This is a genomic window from Absicoccus sp., assembly GCF_034090965.1.
GTDB lineage: Bacteria > Bacillota_I > Bacilli_A > Erysipelotrichales > Erysipelotrichaceae > Absicoccus > Absicoccus intestinalis.
The window spans coordinates 1-19,594 of the sequence record NZ_JAXDRQ010000035.1; the positions used below are offsets into that span (position 1 = coordinate 1).

At 38.0% G+C, this 19,594-nt stretch carries 26 protein-coding genes; 25 read left to right on the forward strand and 1 reads right to left on the reverse strand.

What is annotated here, in order from left to right; genetic code table 11:
• From SOS22_RS04955 to SOS22_RS05075, 25 genes are all read left to right on the forward strand, one after another.
• The coding region (locus SOS22_RS04955) for a pyridoxamine 5'-phosphate oxidase family protein (RefSeq protein ID WP_320596522.1) at positions 1–344 on the forward strand (344 nt) is incomplete at its 5' end.
• 108 nt (positions 345–452) lie between these two features.
• Entirely contained in the window at positions 453–1,049 is a 597-nt protein-coding gene (locus SOS22_RS04960) for a hypothetical protein (protein ID WP_320596523.1), read from the forward strand.
• Between the two features lie 509 nt (positions 1,050–1,558).
• Positions 1,559–2,617 (forward strand): histidinol-phosphate transaminase, encoded by a 1,059-nt coding sequence (locus SOS22_RS04965; RefSeq protein ID WP_320596524.1) that lies wholly within the window; start codon positions 1,559–1,561, stop codon positions 2,615–2,617.
• Between the two features lie 576 nt (positions 2,618–3,193).
• Complete coding sequence (locus SOS22_RS04970; protein ID WP_277633621.1) at positions 3,194–3,967, forward strand: PhzF family phenazine biosynthesis protein; 774 nt, start codon at positions 3,194–3,196, stop codon at positions 3,965–3,967.
• A gap of 454 nt (positions 3,968–4,421) precedes the next feature.
• Positions 4,422–4,976, forward strand: a complete 555-nt coding sequence (locus tag SOS22_RS04975) for a GNAT family N-acetyltransferase (protein WP_277633620.1) — start codon at positions 4,422–4,424, stop codon at positions 4,974–4,976.
• Between the two features lie 407 nt (positions 4,977–5,383).
• A complete protein-coding gene (locus SOS22_RS04980; RefSeq protein WP_320596525.1) occupies positions 5,384–6,016 on the forward strand; it encodes an NAD(P)-dependent oxidoreductase in 633 nt (210 codons plus the stop codon).
• 73 nt (positions 6,017–6,089) lie between these two features.
• A complete protein-coding gene (locus SOS22_RS04985; protein ID WP_320596526.1) occupies positions 6,090–6,548 on the forward strand; it encodes an Rrf2 family transcriptional regulator in 459 nt (152 codons plus the stop codon).
• Positions 6,549–6,757: 209 nt separating this feature from the next.
• Positions 6,758–7,798, forward strand: a complete 1,041-nt coding sequence (locus SOS22_RS04990) for a hypothetical protein (RefSeq protein WP_320596527.1) — start codon at positions 6,758–6,760, stop codon at positions 7,796–7,798.
• 192 nt (positions 7,799–7,990) lie between these two features.
• Positions 7,991–8,167: a hypothetical protein gene (locus SOS22_RS04995; protein ID WP_277633616.1), complete on the forward strand. Its 177-nt coding sequence runs from the start codon at positions 7,991–7,993 to the stop codon at positions 8,165–8,167.
• A gap of 116 nt (positions 8,168–8,283) precedes the next feature.
• Positions 8,284–8,694 carry a Crp/Fnr family transcriptional regulator gene (locus SOS22_RS05000; RefSeq protein ID WP_320596528.1) on the forward strand — a complete coding sequence of 137 codons (411 nt, stop codon included), beginning with the start codon at positions 8,284–8,286 and terminating at the stop codon, positions 8,692–8,694.
• 213 nt (positions 8,695–8,907) lie between these two features.
• Entirely contained in the window at positions 8,908–9,594 is a 687-nt protein-coding gene (locus tag SOS22_RS05005) for a response regulator transcription factor (protein WP_277633614.1), read from the forward strand.
• On the forward strand, positions 9,591–10,514 hold the full coding sequence (locus SOS22_RS05010; RefSeq protein WP_277633613.1) for a sensor histidine kinase: 924 nt from the start codon (positions 9,591–9,593) through the stop codon (positions 10,512–10,514). The genes SOS22_RS05005 and SOS22_RS05010 overlap by 4 nt, the downstream gene beginning before the upstream one ends.
• A gap of 68 nt (positions 10,515–10,582) precedes the next feature.
• Complete coding sequence (locus tag SOS22_RS05015) at positions 10,583–11,497, forward strand: ABC transporter ATP-binding protein (protein WP_320596529.1); 915 nt, start codon at positions 10,583–10,585, stop codon at positions 11,495–11,497.
• Positions 11,494–12,189: an ABC transporter permease gene (locus SOS22_RS05020; protein WP_277633611.1), complete on the forward strand. Its 696-nt coding sequence runs from the start codon at positions 11,494–11,496 to the stop codon at positions 12,187–12,189. Before SOS22_RS05015 ends, SOS22_RS05020 begins: the two co-directional genes overlap by 4 nt.
• A 555-nt stretch (positions 12,190–12,744) precedes the next feature.
• Positions 12,745–13,524, forward strand: a complete 780-nt coding sequence (locus SOS22_RS05025; RefSeq protein WP_277633610.1) for a nucleotidyltransferase domain-containing protein — start codon at positions 12,745–12,747, stop codon at positions 13,522–13,524.
• Between the two features lie 38 nt (positions 13,525–13,562).
• Positions 13,563–13,976: an iron chaperone gene (locus tag SOS22_RS05030; protein ID WP_320596530.1), complete on the forward strand. Its 414-nt coding sequence runs from the start codon at positions 13,563–13,565 to the stop codon at positions 13,974–13,976.
• Positions 13,973–14,257 (forward strand): DUF1905 domain-containing protein, encoded by a 285-nt coding sequence (locus SOS22_RS05035; RefSeq protein WP_277633608.1) that lies wholly within the window; start codon positions 13,973–13,975, stop codon positions 14,255–14,257. Before SOS22_RS05030 ends, SOS22_RS05035 begins: the two co-directional genes overlap by 4 nt.
• 13 nt (positions 14,258–14,270) lie before the next feature.
• Entirely contained in the window at positions 14,271–14,618 is a 348-nt protein-coding gene (locus SOS22_RS05040) for a DUF2200 domain-containing protein (protein WP_320325404.1), read from the forward strand.
• Between the two features lie 39 nt (positions 14,619–14,657).
• Complete coding sequence (locus SOS22_RS05045; RefSeq protein WP_277633606.1) at positions 14,658–15,509, forward strand: ATP-grasp domain-containing protein; 852 nt, start codon at positions 14,658–14,660, stop codon at positions 15,507–15,509.
• A gap of 8 nt (positions 15,510–15,517) precedes the next feature.
• Positions 15,518–16,345 carry a PrsW family intramembrane metalloprotease gene (locus SOS22_RS05050; RefSeq protein WP_277633605.1) on the forward strand — a complete coding sequence of 276 codons (828 nt, stop codon included), beginning with the start codon at positions 15,518–15,520 and terminating at the stop codon, positions 16,343–16,345.
• A gap of 25 nt (positions 16,346–16,370) precedes the next feature.
• A complete protein-coding gene (locus tag SOS22_RS05055; protein ID WP_277633604.1) occupies positions 16,371–16,649 on the forward strand; it encodes a hypothetical protein in 279 nt (92 codons plus the stop codon).
• Between the two features lie 353 nt (positions 16,650–17,002).
• Positions 17,003–17,389: a VOC family protein gene (locus SOS22_RS05060; RefSeq protein ID WP_277633603.1), complete on the forward strand. Its 387-nt coding sequence runs from the start codon at positions 17,003–17,005 to the stop codon at positions 17,387–17,389.
• 124 nt (positions 17,390–17,513) lie between these two features.
• Positions 17,514–17,726 (forward strand): hypothetical protein, encoded by a 213-nt coding sequence (locus SOS22_RS05065; RefSeq protein ID WP_277633602.1) that lies wholly within the window; start codon positions 17,514–17,516, stop codon positions 17,724–17,726.
• A 175-nt stretch (positions 17,727–17,901) separates the two neighbouring features.
• Positions 17,902–18,342 (forward strand): DMT family transporter, encoded by a 441-nt coding sequence (locus SOS22_RS05070; RefSeq protein WP_277633601.1) that lies wholly within the window; start codon positions 17,902–17,904, stop codon positions 18,340–18,342.
• A 204-nt stretch (positions 18,343–18,546) separates the two neighbouring features.
• Positions 18,547–19,170, forward strand: coding sequence for a sugar O-acetyltransferase (locus SOS22_RS05075; RefSeq protein ID WP_277633600.1), 624 nt, complete (start codon positions 18,547–18,549; stop codon positions 19,168–19,170).
• 53 nt (positions 19,171–19,223) lie between these two features.
• Here SOS22_RS05075 and SOS22_RS05080 read toward each other — a convergent pair.
• Positions 19,224–19,594 (reverse strand): hypothetical protein (locus SOS22_RS05080; protein ID WP_277633599.1); only part of this gene is annotated, 371 nt, incomplete at its 5' end.

A 19,594-nucleotide genomic window follows, 5' to 3' on the forward strand; every position in this document is an offset into this window, starting at 1 on the left:
ACCAAATGGAAAAGGGAAAGCTGACATTTTATGTGCATTGTGCGAAAGAAGGACACAAGCTGGAGTGCCTCAAAGAAAACAGAAATGTATTTGTAGAAATTGATAGAGGTGAATCTCTTATTACAGCGGATATACCTTGCAAATATGGAGCAGAGTATGAGAGCGTTATGTGTCGAGGTAAAGCAATGATCATTGAAGACATAAAAGAAAAATGTAAAGCGCTTGGTGTTCTTATGAAAGTACAGACTGGCGAAGAACATGAGATCGACGATAAGATGGCAAGTGTAGTAAATGTGGTTAAGATTGACGTTGAATCCTATACTGCCAAATCCTGTATCAGATAATAGATGTATATTTTAATTTAAAACTGATCAATTTTTGGAAAAATCGCAATTCAAAATTGATCAGTACTTAGTCAGAAAGTTACGGTTCTTTTTTCATTTATTGTGACTGTGACAGGGGCGTTTTTCGTTTCGAGGCTCTGGCAGATTCATGCTTTCGGTGAAGATAATACCAGGACCACGGCGGTGTTCTTCATCAAGTATCTGCGGACGCTCGGTTTTGACGTAACGAATGACATCTTCGCTGAAAACGCGTGGTATTTCCGCAATTCGCTTGTCCGCGCTAACTACAATGACTTCACAAAAGGTATCAATGAGACGACGGAATATCTGGAACTGTTTTTAAGGAACCTCCTGCTTGGCGAGGATAATCCGCTTCACAACCGAACATTGCATATCAGCGGAACGTTCAAGGAAACGGAAAAACCGGACATTGAAAGAAAAAAACCGGACATTCAAGATGGAAAATCGGACATTGAGGTTTTAAAATCGGATATTGACAATAGATTTACAACTAAAACGACAGAACATATCCTGAAGCTTCGCGAAGAATTCCAAGGTCAGACGATCTTTGGACGGTCGGATGTCATGCGCGTGCTTGATATAAAAGCGTCAAGGTCTTCTGAGCTTTTGAAGGAAATGGCAGAGCAGGGCATCATTGAGCCAGTTTCCGGATTTGGTAAAGGGAAATACCGGTTCAGGCAGTAGTCGGCCAGCAATCACTTGATCGCTGACCGACCAAGATAAGCGACCAAGCTAACAGCATACTGGGTTGAGACCTTGATCATAAACCGATTGAGCAGAGGAGAGCAGGTCGAGACGATGTCTTCCTCCAGCCCGCCGTATTATAGGTGGAAATAGCACTTGGATATATCTGTAAACGGAGAGTAACTGTAAAAATGCCGATTTTCGGCTTTGAGCAATTCCCGCTAACGAACGGAATTGTGGCCAGAAACCAGACATTCAGGTGCTTTTCTCGTGCCATGTGGAGACGGTAGCATTGATGTTCAAGGTCAATGGCTAAGATGTGATGAAAGCCTTATTTTAAGCCATTCTTATACATTTTACTTTTTTCCAAAAGGATGGTTCAACTAAGAAAATACTCTCTGGGGGAACTTATCGAAAGAGCATTTTTATAGGGTTGAGTTTCGTGATTGGATGTAGGGTAGGGGATGGATGATTGGAAGACAAATGAGTATTTGGAGGTGTTCTATTTCATGCGGTCGAATTTTAATAATTATTCTTGGAAGGTCATAACTGAATACGGAGATGGTACACTTATTGATTTTTCGGTTAACACCAATTCGTTAGGTATTCCTAGGGTAGTAAAAGAAAACATGAATGCGATTGCTGATATATCTGATGTATATCCCGACCCTGAGTGTAACCAGTTAACTGCCTGTTTGGCTGAAAAATACAATGTCCCTGCAATTCATATTTTATGTGGAAATGGTGCGGATGACCTGCTGTATCGTGTAGTATTTGCAGTCAAGCCTAAGCATGCAATCATTGTGGAACCTACATTTGAAGAATATCAGCGCGCCTTAAAGTTAGTGAACTGCGATGTATTACACTACACATTAAGTGAGGCAGATGGCTTTGAATTAGACGAGGAAATTCTGTCTGTTATTCAACCAGATTGTGACATGTTGTTTTTGTGTAATCCCAATAACCCAACAGGACAAATCGTAAGCAAACCATTTATAGAAAAGATACTCGATTGCTGTGTCAAAAATAACATTATTGTTGTTATTGATGAGTGTTTTATAGAGTTTCTACCGCAGTGGAGAGATTATTCTGCAAAGAGACTTACGACGAAATATGAAAATCTAGTTGTAATAGATGCGTTTACAAAAACATACTCCCTTGCAGGTTTTCGTTTAGGATTCTGCATTTCCAGCAATATAAGGTTGCTTTCACACATGTATTCTTGTGGTCAAAGTTTCTCGGTTTCTACACCAGCGCAATTTGCTGGACTATGTGTGCTTATGGATGAGACATACATGCAAAAAACATACCAATTCTTATTAAGCGAGCGAGATTGGTTAGTTGGTGAACTCGAAAAACTTCCATTAATGGTATTTCCATCAAAAGGAAATTTTTTGTTGTTCAAATCCCCGACAAAGAATATGCTGCAAGAACTCCTGATAAGAGGAATAAAAGTTAGAGACTGCTCACAGTTTTATGGTTTATCTTCCGCATATTGTCGTATCGCTATTCGAAAGCATAGTGATAACGAGTTGCTACTAAAAGTTCTTGCGGACATCCTCTTGTGATGTACATAAGGTATGTGTAACAAGACAAATCAGAAGAAATTGTCCAGATAATAAACATCATCCTCCCTTGAAGGTTTTCACCCTCGAGTTTTTAAAGTGCGCCGATGACGCATGTTTCTAACTGGTGAAAGCAAATTTGCCTGGAAGTGGAAAGCATAGAATTGTTCCGTTCATTATTGAGGATAGTAAAAAAGGCTTTTACTATCGTAGATTGGCAAATTGGGATAATGAGAAAGGGTATTTAATCGGTACTTGTTTAGATGGACAAGATACTGTAAAGGCTTTATTGCAGGTCTTATTACGTTGATATTTTTCGTACTTTAGCAATCGTAATGACATAGCTAGCATTAATTATTGAGTTTTTTCATGGAGCATGAAATGTTTGCTCAATCAATGAGGACTGAGACGATGAACTCCTTCCTTTCCATTCTTTAATGGGATAGGTGACGGATTCAGAACGGACGAAAATGTGTCTGTGGCAAGGTTTATTCAAGCCATAATCGATCTGTTTGTTGATAAGAAGGAAAAGGAAATAAGGCAGTGATATCTTGGCAAAATGAGAAATGGAGGAAGCAGATGAAACAATATATTGTCGATGCATTTACAGATACAGTTTTTCATGGCAATCAAGCGGCTATTTGTATCATGGACCAATGGATCCCTGAAAGTCGGATGATAGATATTGCGAAAGAAAACAATTTTTCAGAGACGGCCTTTGCGGTTCAAGAAGGGAGTCAGTATCGATTGCGTTGGTTTACTTGTGGTGGTGAAATTGATTTGTGTGGACATGCCACGCTTGCTTGTGCCTATGTGTTGTTTCGATTCTATCTTCCGAATGAAGATACGGTTACATTTTCAACCTGTAGTGGTGATTTGATGGTTAGGAAAAAGAATGATTTGTTAGAAATGGAATTTCCAGCGTATGCATTGAAAAAAGTTCCTATCACAAAAGAGATTGTCGATGCTCTTGGTGCCACACCGATTGAAGCTTATATGGGCAGAGACCTACTCTGTGTATTCGATGATGCGAATATTGTGAAAAAGCTCGAACCAGATATGGAAAAATTGTTGCGATTGGATGGTTTGCTTGTGCATGTAACAGCTCCAGGAGAAAATACCGATTCTGTTTCTCGAAGTTTTGGACCCAAATTAAAGATCATGGAAGATCCGGTGTGTGGATCAGGACATTGTCATATTGTTCCTTATTGGGCCAAGAAACTTGGCAAAGAAAATATTGTAGCGTATCAAGCTTCCCAACGAGGTGGAATGCTTTATTGTAGAATGGCAGAGGATAAGGTGTTTTTGGCAGGAAAAGCCGTATTGTTTTCAGAATGCAAATTATATGTTTGAGCGGAAACAGATGGGATAAACGCTTCTTATTGCTTGTATGATTATTTGATGCAGGAATTTCGTTTGGTAAGGTAATCCATTTTTCTTGATAAATATATATTTTTTTCGATACCATGTTGTTGAATGAAAATAGCCTTCAACCTTACCGGATGGGTGATAAAAAGGTATTTAAAGTACGAATTTATGCAATAAGATTCTACTTTGGATGCCTTTTTCTTTAGGAGAAATGGGATATATGGAAACGAATATTGCCAAAAATAATACGAACCAAGGTATTTGTGGTTGGAAATGAATTTGATGATACGGATGTGATTTCAAATCATGTTGTGTTATTTGAAGATTAAATCCAGTCGCTACATGTAGAATCTGTCATTTGAAAATGATTTTGTGCATTGTTGGCATTGCGTTGATAAAATAAGAGACAAAGTTGGAATCAATGGGAGGAAAGTACAAAATGAGTGGAACCGAACGAATAGAAACGAAAAGACTTGTACTAAGGAAACACGAAAAAGAAGATGCAGATTGGTTATATCGTATTTTGGGTATGGATCCAAAAATGTATGCGTATTCTGGATGGAATCCATATGCAACCAAGGCGATGGCTCACAAAACGACACAGACTTTCATCGATCATTACGATGATGATTTCTTTTTTAGCTGGGCCATCGAATTAAATGGCGAATTGATCGGAACCATTGGGGCTTATGATTACAATGATGAATTGTGTTCAATTGAAGTTGGAATCAGCATTGAACGTAGAAATTGGTCCAAAGGATATGCATCGGAGGCTTTACAAGCTGTCCTGCAATATTTAACGGCTCAAAAGAAGATAAAAGTTGTGAGGGCTTGGTGTGCTGCAGAGAACCAAGGTTCCAAAAGAGTCATGGAAAAATGTGGGATGAAATTTATCAATGTTGAACATTCTGCGTTGTGTATAAATGGCAAGATCTTTGACAGACTAAATTATGAGTACCAGAATCAGATGTTGGAAAATGTTTCAGTAGTATAGTTGGTGCTTCTTTGAAATCCAGGGAACGTATTTGTAGGTTTCAAACTTAGTACGTTGTTTGTGATGAAGCACTCGTTATTTTTTAAATTATTCGGATGATTCAACTACGAGTTATGAATAAAAGAGAAAATAGTGGTTCAATAGCCGAATGGGTAAAACAATTGATCCATATAAATCGTTCTATCTAGATTTTACGGTAATATAATTTGTATTTCCGTTCTATTCGCAGAGAAATCTGCGTTTTTATTTTGTGTGAATAAGAAATCCTTTGGTGTTTATCAATAAAAGGTTTCTTTTAAAAAAAACATGTAATAAAAACATTGACAAGTTATAAAAAACAATGTATCTTATACTTGTAATAAATGATATTACAAGATGAATTAACTATTTCAAAGGAGGAAGTTATTATGAGAATAGCAGTAGTAGCAGCAAATGGACGTGTAGCACAGAAAGTTATCAAAGAGGCTTTGAATCGAGGATTTGACGTAACAGCATTTGGTCGTGGCGCTGAAAATAAGACGGTTGCTTCCAATTATGTTCAAAAGGATATCATGGATCTGACGAAAGCAGATTTGATTGGTTATGATGCGGTAGTAGATGGGTTTGGTGCATGGAAAGATGAAGAACAACCAATGCATGTAAAGACATCTCAGTATCTTTGTGATCTTCTTTCCGGAACTGACACTCGTCTTCTAGTTGTCGGTGGAGCAGGAAGCTTGTATGTAAACAAAGAACATACCGTTCAGGTATATCAGGGTGCAGATTTCCCAAAAGCTTTTCTTCCACTTGCAAAAGCGCAAGGAAAGGAACTGGATGAACTTCGCAAACGCAATGATGTAAAGTGGACATTCATAAGTCCGGCAGGTGAATTTCAAGCGGATGGCGAACGAACAGGTAAGTATATTCTTGCAGGTGAAGAGTTGACATTGAACAGCAGAGGGGAAAGCATCATTAGTTATGCCGATTATGCAATTGCTATGGTGGATGAAATGGAAAAAGGAAATCATATCCAACAGAGAATCAGTGTTGTAAGAGCTTAAGAAATGGCAATTACTTGAATTTCTGCATTGACCCATACCATGTAAAAGTATATATTCCAAGAAGGAGGAATCCATGCAGATAACGAGTAAATTCACAATAGCCGTACATATCATAACGGCAATTGATTATTTTAAAGACACACAAAAAGTAACGAGCAAATTTTTGGCTAGCAGTGTTGGAGCCAATCCAGTCATCGTACGGAATGTCATGTGTGCGCTCAAAGAGGCTGACATCATTGCGATCAGTCAAGGAAAAAGCGGTATCACTCTGGCAAAACCACTGGATGAAATAACGTTCTTTGCGATTTATAAAGCAGTTGATGCGGTTAGTGAAGAAGGCCTCTTTCATTTTCATGAAAATCCGAATGCAAACTGTCCGATCGGAAGAAATATCCATAAAGGGGTGGATCAAAAACTGAATCGAGTTCAACAAGCGATGGAGGAGGAACTGAAAAAGATAACCTTATCGGATGTTGTACAAGATACAAGAAAAGCAATTGCCGATGAAAATGACTCAATCAATAAACAATAAAATGGAAAAGCAGACTATGTATTTCAAAGATGTCTGCTTTTTTTATGATACACACTTTGTCCTTGCTTCCTATGAAATCGTCGTTAGATCAGTTCAATACATAAGGTAAAAGAGAAGTTATTTATCTTGATGGGTCAATAACGATCGAAAAGGCTGGATTCATGATAGAATGACTTTAGTTAGAAACAAGTTTTAAGATAGGTGAAAATATGTCATATCCAAAACCATTATCCGAAAAAACATTGGCTAGAAAATATGCGGAAGCTGGCCTTACAACCAAACAACAAGATTTTCTTCATGCTTTTTTTGATGCTGCTGTAAATCTTTATGGTACCGTTCCTATTCGTCATTTGTGGGAAATTTATAAAGATTTGTCCACCAGGATAGATATCCCATCCATACGTCAAAAAGATCTTGTGGCATTTTCTGGCATTGCGAGAAGAGAAGAACATTACTATTATGTCTTTGAAATGGATGAATTATACGATCTGGATACAGAGGAGCCATCAAAGCCATTGGATCGAGAGCTTGTAGCTAGAGAGATCATGGGAAGTGGTTATGGAAAACGGATGGTATATTATCAACTAACAGATGCCCAGGCGGATAAGCCCTATTTTATTCCAGATGATTTTCTTACTTATGCGACCACCAAACAACTATCCAGAGAAGAGAAAAAATTGAAAGATTTTCTTGGAAGGTTGAAAGCAGATGCGAAAGAACTAGTGGATATGTCTGGACATAAAAAGAAATCCAATCATGTGGGAAAACGATTAAGTGAATTTTCCTTTCTTTCCCATCATGAAGAATTCCAAGTGAAGTATCTTAGTGGTGAGATAGAGGGTGAACCAAAACGAAACGAGAAGAAATTGAACAAGTATTTGGAAGATCGAAAAGGGCCAGAATTAGAGAAGCTATTGCGAGATATTCATCGCAAATCGGTGCTTGGTCTGGTATCTCCTACGTTGCAACTCAAATGGATCACATCGGAACTCAGGGAATGTGGCGTACTTCTTTCAAAGAAAGATCTAGAAAAACTGGTACAACTTTTTATGGATTATCACAATCATACGCATCTATATAGCAATCGTGGTTGGAAACCAGTTGAATTGGCGCAGCGGACAATGAGACGGGGCCCATTAACCATATCTCTTGGACCGGGAATACAACAAGCCATAAAAGAGGGAAAGATTGACAAGAAAGAATTGGAAGCAATGTTCAAAGAGAAGGGAGTAAAGTTTCAGTATGAATAGGGGTGGGATCAATGTATTCCTATTGTCTAAATGAATAACCAGAAACACGGAATGGTGTGCCCATTTCCGTGTTTTTTTATGGAAGTAGAAAACTATAACTTATGCACACCAAAAAATACAGAAACTTGATACCTATCAATTTTTATTTTGGAAGAGTTTTTATACTGAGACTGTCTAAAGGAGGAGGATGACATGCAAAAATGGGTGTTACAGAATCGCAATCATTGGATGGTCATGACGGGAATTTTTATTTTGATTTCATTTGGTCTCAAAATGCTTTCCGTGCCAGGAAAAATTTCTACTTACTTTCTTATTGGGGCTTCCCATTGCCATACAGGCTGTGCAGGCATTAAGAGTAAAGGTAATTAGTATAGATGTATTGGTGACTCTTGCGATAGCGGGGGGCTTTTGGGATTCGTTCCTTTGAGGAAGCAGCCATTGTTTCGTTTTTGTTCTTGTTTGGTGCTTATCTGGAACAGAAAACGTTGGCAAAAACATGCTCAGCCATTCAGAGTCTAGTCGAAATGGCACCGGCATCGGCATGGCGCAAAAACAAATCGGGTGCATTCAATCAGGTGTTGATGAGCTATCCTGAAATTGCCTTGAAATTGTTTGAACTGACTGCCCGCAAGATGGTGCAATTGGAAAAACAAACCCAGTTCTTGTCCATGGAACGCGTGGAAGAGCGATTGGCAAATTATCTCTTGAACTTACCAAAAACAACGGTAGATAATGAGATTACGATCCCAATGCGGATGATGGATGTTGCTCAATATTTGGGTACAACGCCAGAAACACTCTCACGGAAACTGAAATATCTTGAAACGGCCGGTCTTATCCAACGTTTCGGAAGAAGAATCAAGATATTGGATATTGATGCCTTGGAAAATGTATAAATGGAACACATCGAATAAAGTGATCTTTAAGGTATCTCTTAAAAGGTCACTTTTTTTGTGTGATGCCAATAGGATCATATGTCACCCTGTAGAAGTACAATATCATCTGTTATAATTGATTCATTAAGAATCTTAAATCAAATTTTAAATTTTTCAGAAAAGAGATTTAGATGAAGTGATTCGAAAATAAGGTCAAAGTAGGTAACTGTGGTTATGAATAAAAAAATAATATTAATAGAAGACGATGCGGAAATTCGTCACATGATAGAAGAATATTTAGAATCAAACGATTTTGAAGTAACTTCGTTTGAAGATGGAAGTAGTTTCAGCCATGTCAATGATAACCTTGAAGGATATTCTCTCATATTGATAGACCTGATGCTTCCAGATATGAATGGGATGGAACTGATCAAACGAATACGCCGTGTAGCGAGTATTCCAATCATCATTATCACGGCTAAGGATTCAGATTTGGATAAAACGCTTGGATTTGGACTTGGTGCAGATGATTATGTGGTAAAGCCTTTTTCTTTGATTGAATTGGTCGCAAGAATCAAAGCCAATATTCGCAGGGCCGAGATGGGAGCTGGGCAGGATCAAACAGTGTATCTACGGGATCTTCGTATTGATCCAAACCAGTATGCGGTATTTCGTGATGATGTCAATCTGGAATTGACTCGTAAAGAATTTGATATTTTGTATCTGCTCGCCGCCCATCCGGATAAGGCCTTTTCCAAAGAACAATTATATGAGGCAGTTTGGAAGGAACCGTATTACGGAGATGAAAATGTCATCAATACCCATGTAAATCGTTTGAGAGCGAAGTTAAAGGCACATGGTGGCAATACAGAGTATATTAAAACCTTGTGGGGAATTGGATATAAGGTAAGTGCATCATGATAGAATTTGTAGGAACTTTGCTGTTTGTCATCCTGTTGCTGACACTGGTATTTGTCATTAATAATACGAGGAAGGAACATAGGGAACTTCAATATCTTACAAAAATGCTCCATGAAATCCGACTGGGAGAGCGTGAAGGAAGTATTTTGATTCCATCAGATCAAAAATATTTGAATGAGCATCTAAAGGAAGTCAATCATTTCCTGGATGTGTATTATGAACAGAAACGATCTTATGATCGAAAAGCACGGGACCTATCAAAAGTACTCACTAATCTGTCCCATGATATCAGAACTCCCATTACAATTTTAAAGGGAAATAGCGAAATTCTATTGAAGCAGATAAAAGAAGGTGAGGAAAATACGGTAATATATAAGACAGCTTCAAAAGTGAACTACAAGGCCGATGAGTTAACGACAAATATCAATGATTATTTTCTGCTCTCTAAAGTATTTTCTGGAGATCTGATTGTCGAAATTAGCAATATCAATATTGTCAAGCTATGCAATGATACATTGCTCGCATACTATGATCAACTAACACAAATGAACTTTCAGGTAAGTGTTCCAAAAGAAATGAAGCCAATTTGGATTCATACAGATCCTGTGATACTGGGAAGAATTTTAAAGAATATCATGGATAATGCCATCATACATGGTCGCGACGGAAAGTTTCTAGGGATTTCTACCTGTGAAGATAAGGATACCGTTAGCATTAGGATTGAGGATCATGGACGAGGCATTCCAAAGGAACATATCGATCATATCTTTGAACGAAATTATACGACAGCAGCTAGAACTACGGGTAATGGTTTGGGACTGGCTATTGTTGCACAACTTGCTGCCAGACTGGGAATGCAAATCGAGGTACAAAGCATTCCTTATGAGAAAACAATTTTTACGATTATTATCAATCGTTAGAGAAATGTTAGATTCAAGATAGAAAAAAAAGAAATCCATTTTGTATGATGATTAAGGAGGAATACAATATGGATCATGCCATTGCGACAAAAGATCTAACAAAGTCTTTTAATAAACATCTAGTTGTGGATCATGTAAATATGCATGTTCGCACACATTCCATCTATGGCTTTGTCGGTCCAAATGGAGCTGGTAAAAGTACCATCATGAAGATGCTTCTGCATCTGGTGCAGCCCGATTCGGGAGAAGTGAAAATTTTTGGTAAACAAGTCACCGACAAAAGTTATGAGATTTTTAAGCATATAGGATCCATCATAGAAAACGCTTATTTTTATGATGGAATTTCTGCAAGAGACAATTTACAACTTCATTGTGAATATATGGGCTATCCGGATTTTTGCAGAATTGATGAAGTGTTGAGACTGGTTGACTTAGATCCGAATATGAATAAAGCTGTGAAACACTATTCTCTTGGAATGAAGCAACGCCTTGCTATCGCAAGAGCTATTCTTACAAAACCGGAACTTTTGATATTGGATGAGCCAATCAACGCGTTAGATCCAGAAGGAATCAGAGAAATGCGGAATTTGCTCAAAAAATTGAATGAGGAGTATGGTACAACGATTCTGATCTCAAGTCATATTCTTTCTGAAGTTGAGTTGATTGCCGATGATATCGGTGTGATCAAGAATGGGAGTTTGATCAAGGAACTCACATTACAAGATATTCACGACCACCAAACGGAATATATTCATTTAGAAGTGGATGATGTTACTAAATGTGCCCAGATTTTGGATCAAATGAAAGTTTCGAATTTGGAAATTGTAGACAATCATACGATACGTATTTATAGCTGCCCATTATCCGGAATAGAAATAACAAGAGAATTAGCTAGATCAGGAATTGGCGTTGAGAGTATTTGGAAAAAACAAGATACACTGGAAGATTATTTCTTTGAATTATTGGATGGTGATGATCAATGATGCACCTTTTAAAACTGGAATTGAAGAAATATAAACTATATTGGACGATACTATGGTCGGCACTATTGATTGTGGGCATTATTCTTTTTATTACCGTATCGTTGATAGATAGCGCATATGATCCAACCCAGACAAAAGATAGCTTTGATAGTACTTTCAAAGTGATTGGGCTTTTATTATCGTTTACTTTTTTGATATATTCAGCTTTATTGACTTCCAAAATCATTATTGGTGAATATAACAATAAGACAATCAATATTTTATTTACGTATCCCATGAATCGCAAATTGTTAGTTTTTGAAAAGTTGTTGATTGTCATGGCAATTACAGCTATATCGGTGGCTATAGGATATGTGTGTTGTTGCAGTTATCTATATATAGTGGATCAACAATGGAACTTATTAGCGGGCAATTTTCAATTTGCTTACATTACGAAATGGTCGAAATCTGCAGTGGTTGGTACAATCGTGTGTACGATTTTATCGGTATGGCCTTTTCTGTTTGGAATGATCAAGAAATCAGTTCCAGTAACGATTGTTTCATCCATGCTGGTGGTGATTGTTCGACAAATTTTAATTACCAGTGGTAATGATATACGGACAGAGTCACTCGCACAACTGATCACAATGGCTTTACTGACAGGAATTTGTACTTGGCTTACCTTTCAAAAGAAAGTTGATCGTATAACATAGTTGTACTCTAGCCGAGCATTGTAAGAAATTGACGCATGAATGATTTACTTAATATGGATTGAATTCCCTAAAAGTAGACAGTACAAATACACAAAATGAACCGCTCTGCTTTTGGGGGTTTATTATGGGGAGAACTTAAGACCAAAAATTTATCCTATTTAAGGACCAAGTTGTCTAAGATTGGATCATCGCAAACATACGCATTGATATCACGATCGTGGTTGGAAACCGATTGAATTGACACAGCATCCAAAAGATAATTTTCTCTTGGACCGAGAATACACAAGCGATAAAGGAGCGTAAGATGGGTAGGAAGAATGGAAAGAAAAAATCAGAGGAATGGATACAATCAGAAAATAAATGGTTGTTTCCCATACTTTCATATAGTAAAAGCAACTGAATAGATTAATACAAGCAGACACTTCACTGGAGGGTTTGCTTGTATTTTTTAACTGAAAACGAGCTAACTACGAAAATGGACAGAAATATCCTTTCATCCTGTAGAAGCACAATATCATCTGTTATAATTGATTCATTAAAACAAGGAAAAAACAAATGAACAAGGAAATGAAATTAAAGATCATCGAAGAACTACAAAAAATCGAAGAAACAGAAGATGTGAAAATTATCATGGCTGTGGAATCGGGAAGCCGAGCATGGGGCTTTGCCTCACCAGACAGTGACTATGATGTACGTTTCATTTATGTCCGGAAAGAAGCCGATTATTTGCGTTTGGACCGCGTACGAGATGTGATCGAATGGCGATTGGATACAGTTTTTGATATTTCTGGATGGGATGTGAAGAAGAGTCTGCAATTGTTGTATCATGCCAATCCGACAATCATGGAATGGTGTGTTTCACCAATTGTCTATACAGAAACAGAAGAAGCAGAGTGGATCAAACAAATTCAACCACACTATTTCTCGGCTAAGAAAAGTTTATTCCACTATTGGCATATGGCAGATTCGAACTATCGAAATTATTTGAAAGGTGATGAAGTGCAATTGAAAAAATATTTATATGTGCTTCGACCTCTTTTGGCTGCTCAATGGATCCTTGACAAACAATCTTGTCCACCTGTGCGATTTGATGAACTTTTGGATGCCGAACTGGAAGACGAAATGAGACCAGCGGTCCACCGATTGCTTGAAATCAAGAAAAATGTTCCCGAAATGGAAACGGTGCCAAAGATTGGCATCATCAATGAATATGCGGAAAGAAAATTAGAAGAAATCAAAGGGGTGGCAAAGAACATGGACGATATGGAAACCAAATGGCAACCCTTAAATCAGTTATTCTTGAACATTGTCAATGATCAGGATTTTGTAAAGTAGGGCAACTTCCTACAAAGAATGGATAGGAGATGAGCGACATGTGGAAATGTCCAAAATGTGGAAGAGAATTCTCAAAAAAGAATCCATCGCATACTTGTGGAAAAAAGCCAAAAACCGTAGATGAATACATCTTAGGTTGGGATGAACCCATTCAAAAACACCTATCGATTGTAAGGAATTGTCTCAAAGAAGCTTTGCCAGATGCCACCGAAAAAATTTCGTGGGGCATGCCAACCTATTGGAATCAACATAATATCATTCATTTTGCTGCCAATAAAAAACATATTGGATTGTATCCAGGATCTGAAGCTGTCCTTCATTTTGCTGATAAACTGGATACCTATGGGTATGCATACGGCAAAGGATCGATTCAGATACCCTATGAAGAAATACATTGTGATCTCATCAAAGAGCTTGCGATTTGGTGTTATGAAAGAAGGAATCCTGTATGAAAGAAAAATATGAATTTGATGCGATCATCGAACCGGTAAAGGAGAAAGGCGGTGCCTATGTTCGCGTACCAATCGATCTTCGAAGTGAATTTGGGAAAGGACGAATAAAAGTCCATGCTACGTTCAATGGCGTGGCTTATAATGGAAGTGTCGTCAATATGGGAATCAAGAATGAAGATGGATCTATTTGTTATATCATTGGTGTGCGAAAAGATATACAAAAACAAATGGGAAAAGGAATTGGCGATAGGATCCATGTTGCACTGATTCCAATCGTATAAAGTGGGGAAACGTATGAATAATGAAAAAGTCTTTTCTATGAAGTTTTCAAAGGTATATCCATTGCTTGTGAAAAAAGGGGAACGAAAAGGGCGAACCAAAGATGAGGTAGATGCTATCATTTGTTGGTTGACTGGATACACCAAACCCCAATTACAACAACAGCTAAACAATGAAGTGGATTATCGAACTTTCTTTGAACAAGCACCACAAATGAATCCCCATTGTCATTTGATCACAGGAAGTGTTTGTGGAATCAAGGTGCAGGAAATTCAAGATCCATTGATGCAAAAAATTCGATATTTGGATAAGTTGGTTGATGAATTGGCAAAAGGAAAAGCTATCGAAAAAATTATGAGATAAATGGAATGCTGACTGCATAGGTATGGAAAAATGAAAAAAATGACAATATTGTTTCCTGCTAGTTATCGGAATCATCGAAGGATCGATGAGGATATGGTGGAAGAATATCAAGCTGCAATCGAAACAGGCCTATTTAACACAATATTATTTAATTATGATCGTTGGCTCATAAATGAAAAATTAAAAACAACGGATGCAATTGATATTTCAGATTGTGTTTTGTATCGTGGTTGGATGCTAAAACCAGAACAATATCAGAAATTGTATAAAGAGCTAGATTCTAGAGGTATTCGTTTGTTGACCAATCCGCAAGCGTATGAAAAGATGCATCTGTTTCCCAATGTCTATCCATTGATCCAAGATGATACGGCCAAAATCATCTATTTTCCGGATGGTAAGGTTGATATTGAACGGATAAAACATCATTTTCAACGTTTCATGGTCAAAGATAGTGTCAAATCAACGAAGGGGACTGAATTTCCATCCTTTTTTGATTCATCGATCACTCAAGCTGAATTCGATGATAAAATGAAAATATTCAATAAGTATCGTGGTGATCTTTTAACAGGAGGGATTTGCATCAAAGAATATCTCCATTTGAAACATTATGGGGATGTGACCAATGAATTTCGGGTATTTTATGCCAATGGCAATATCATTAGTGTAAACCAAAATTCCAATCAACCAGGATCCACAAATGCATTGCCAATGGAATTGGCTGAAAAATACAGAAATTTGCCGAGTCCTTTCTATACCATTGATTATGCTGAATTAGAGAATGGTACATGGAAGATCCTTGAGGCAGGAGATGGAGGCGTTTCGGGATTGCCTTTTGGTCTAGATGCATCCACCTTTTTTCAAAGTATTTATCATGCATTCATGAAAGGATAGATAATCCGATGAATAAACAAAACAAAAAAAGAATGGTCGTAACAGGTTTGCTGATCTTGCTTTTTGCTTTAGGAATGACCATCAATGAAGGCGATTTTTTAGGTGGAAAACATACAAGTGTCACGATGTATTTACAAGTCTATAGTGCATTTCTTTTGCTTCTTGTTTATATCGTGCCATTTTATCTCTTAATGAAACAATTGGCCAAACAATACAAAATTTGTGGCTATGAAATGCTGATTGCAGGTGCTTGTGGAGCTTTTATTTCAAGTCCATTGGCGGGTGAAATCAATGATGGATTTACCGATGCGATGACCCGTTTGATGGGACGATTCTATTCGGATGCATGGATGGGATCGGCCGAGGCCGGGATCATTGAAGAACTTTTAAAATTGGGTATAGTGGCCATGCTTGTGTATCTATTTCATCGAAAAACATGGAAGGATTATTTGAGCATGGGCATGTGTGTGGGAATCGGATTTCAGATTGATGAAGATCTTTCGTATATTACCCAGAGTGGATTCAAACATGTAAACAGTGCCTTTCCAACCGCATTGGATCGAGTCGTTGCATCTCTTGGGTCACATTGGGTCTATACGGGAATAACGGCAATCGGCCTTTATTTGATTGTTCGATCTTGTGAGGATCATCATAAGAAAAAAGGCTTATTCTGGATCTTCTTTGTGATGGTCGATCATTTTCTCTATGATACACCCATCGGAAATGTTCCACTCTTTAGTGCCTTGCTGAGTGTAGCCATTCTCTTACCGTTGATTGTTTTTCTTAGAAGTCCTAAAATGGCGAATGAAAATATCCATAGGGAGGGAAAAGGATAAATCGAAAGAAGTGAGTCAACAATCCATGGCAATAAGAAATCGGTATCATCAATTCGAAAAAGAGTTGCATGGTTCCATTTGGTCTGTGGAAGAGGATGCCCTGGCATTCTTGACCGATGCTGGATTGATTGGCAGAGCAACCATGGATGATCAAGGACGTTGGCCCAGTGAGGATAAGGACATATTGCCTTCAAAAATAGGAGAGTGTGTTTGGTGGTTGGTTGTTCTGGCACAACGAATGGACTTGAATTTTGAAGAGTGTGTGGAACAATTTCTTGCACAAAAAATGGATATGCTTAAGTAAAAGATCAGGTCTACCTGTCTTTTTTTTAGATTCAGTTGAAATCCATGATAGATTGGAATTGAAACCCAAAAAGGTGTTGTATGCTTCCATTCGAGAAAGAAGCTTTATCGGAAACGGTTTGTATCTTCTAAAATGAAAGACTTTGATTTTCAAAAAGAAATCAGTGTCTTTATCAAACATGGATTTTGATTCGAACGGGTAAATCATTAACCAAAGAAAATCACTTATCATTCAAAAAGTGATGAAAATACAAGATGATGGATCCATTTTGATGGGGATTTTCAAAAAATCTCCTTAAACAGTATATTGTGGAATGAGTAAAAAACGGCGAAATATAGGTAGGAGTGCAATTCGTGCATATTATCAGAATGGATCATCTTGTGATCACAACACAAAATTTGTCGGCTTGCCTTGCTTTTTATGGCGAAATTTTAGGTATGTCTATTGTTCATGTTCATGGACGATATGCCGTACAGTTTGGAAATCAGAAGTTGAATATCCATACTAAAAAAGCGGAGTTCTTACTAGCAGCAGCTCATCCGACTTATGGATGTCTTGACTTGTGTTTTGTCGTTGATGAGGACATCCAAAGTGTAAAACATGTGATTGAGGCAAAAGGGTATCCAGTCGAAGAGGGACCGGTGTGTCGTCATGGGGCATTGGGGGCAATGAATAGCATTTATTTGCGTGATCCAGACAGCAATTTAATTGAGCTTTGTAGTTATCAAGCAGCAAGGTGAATTGCATTGTATGAAAATAAGACGATGAAGGTTGAAATAAGGAAATATTTTGCAGATTCGATTTGGGTGGAGAAATAAAGAAAATGAGAAAAAATGATAAGCAAAATAAAATGGGGCCTATATCATGTACTTGCTTGCTTTGTTGATTTTTGGTACAAATGGTATACTCGCTTCCTTTATATCGTTGGGAAGCAGTCAGATCGTGTTGATGCGCACATGGATTGGTGGTGCGATATTGACTTGTCTAGTATTCATCAAAGGGGGCTTTGATAAAGCACATGTATGTAAAGAATGGATTTGGCTTATGCTTGGTGGTATCCTGTTTGCCATGAATTGAATCTTGCTTTTTGAGGTGTATAAACTTTTAAATGTGAGTCTGGCCACATTGATTTATTATGTGGGACCCATCCTTGTTATTGTGCTCACCTATTCTTTTTCATGAGAAGCTAAATCAAAGGAAAATACTATCTTGTGTTGTAGCGATTGGACTTCTTTGCATCAGTCAAAGCATTGTGGCAAATGGAATGCATGCATTGGGATTGCTGATTGCCGGAATGTCGGCCCTTTCATATGTTGCATTGATCGTGGTAAATAAAAAAATCAACTATACGGGAGGCATGCAAACCGCATCGATTGAGTTGGATGTGGCTGCCATTGTTACATGTGTATATGTGTTTTGGACATCAAGCATTCCATCGATCATGGGAAACGATATTCCATATCTTGTTACGATTGGTGTCGTCAATACAGGCTTGGCCTATTTTCTGTATTTTTCTGGTCTACAGAAGCTGTCTGGCCAATCGGTTGCGCTGCTTAGTTATCTAGATCCTGTTTCTGCCCTTTGTTTTTCAGCGCTCTTGTTGAATGAAGTCATGACACCGCTGCAATTGTGTGGTGCCGCTTTGATCATTGGAGGAGCCATTTTAGGTGAATGGAGAGACCACTCTAGTTAAAAGGGTTGGATAAAAAGATACTAGACATCACTTGAATGGATATATTTTGTTTTGCGATGATGCACGATTGCTTATCTTATATAGTGTAGTCATTCGAAAGAACGGATACCAATTTTATGGTTTACAGCACATGAAAAGAAGATAGAATGGTAGAAAGAAAAGTACAAGGAATGCAAAAGCAATGATTTGCTGGGGAGGTGGCACATGCCAACACAAAAAGAAAAGATGCTCAATCAAATGCTTTATGATGCAAATCATGATGTGACTTTGTTGCGTGAGCGCGAAAACGCAAAAGCGTTGTGCTATAAATACAATTTATTGCACCCGTCACAAATCCAAAAACAACAAGACATCATGAAAAAGTTATTAGGAAAAACAAAAGGATCATTTACGATCGTTGCCCCTTTTTGGTGTGACTATGGATACAATATTGAAATTGGTTCTCACTTTTTTGCAAATCATAACACAACGATCTTGGATGGAGGTAAAGTAATCTTTGGCGATAACGTATTCATTGGTCCCAATTGTGGATTTTATACTGCTGGTCATCCATTGGATCATGAACGGAGAAATAAGGGACTAGAGTATGCCTATCCGATTACGATTGGCAATAATGTTTGGATCGGTGCTGGTGTTCAAGTCATGCCAGGCATTACCATAGGTAATGATGTAGTGATTGGTGGTGGTAGCATTGTCCTGCACGATATTCCAGATCAATGTTTAGCAGCAGGAAATCCTTGCCGTGTCATACGCTCTATCACTGCAGATGAAAGAGAAAGAAATTGGGATCGGGAAAATGAATTTGGTCAAGAAATAACAAGGCCATAAAACAGGGCATGCTATCCATTTTCAAAGGGATAAACAATTATAGACAGAGTTTTTTATGAAGTTATGGAACGGGTTGCTAAGATGTTTCCTCTTTTAGGAATCAATCGGATTCTTTTTAGTCCTGCCAAAACGGCGGCTTCAAAAGCATGTCCATCTGGATTGACTGGTGTTGTTACATTCTTGAAAGTAACATAGGATTTTTCCGTTTCTGGATCTTTTGCCATTGCCGTGTACATGGTTTTTCCTTCATCCACACAAGTTGGTTCGTCGACAACATCCGAATGGATTTCGGCATTCAAGGTACGAACTTCACTGGTATTATTTTGACAAGTAACGGTTACCGTAGCTTGCGTGTTATCATCGCTCCATGTCCATCCACTGACTTTCCAGTTATGACCGGTTGCTTGTGAAGTAACGACTTCAC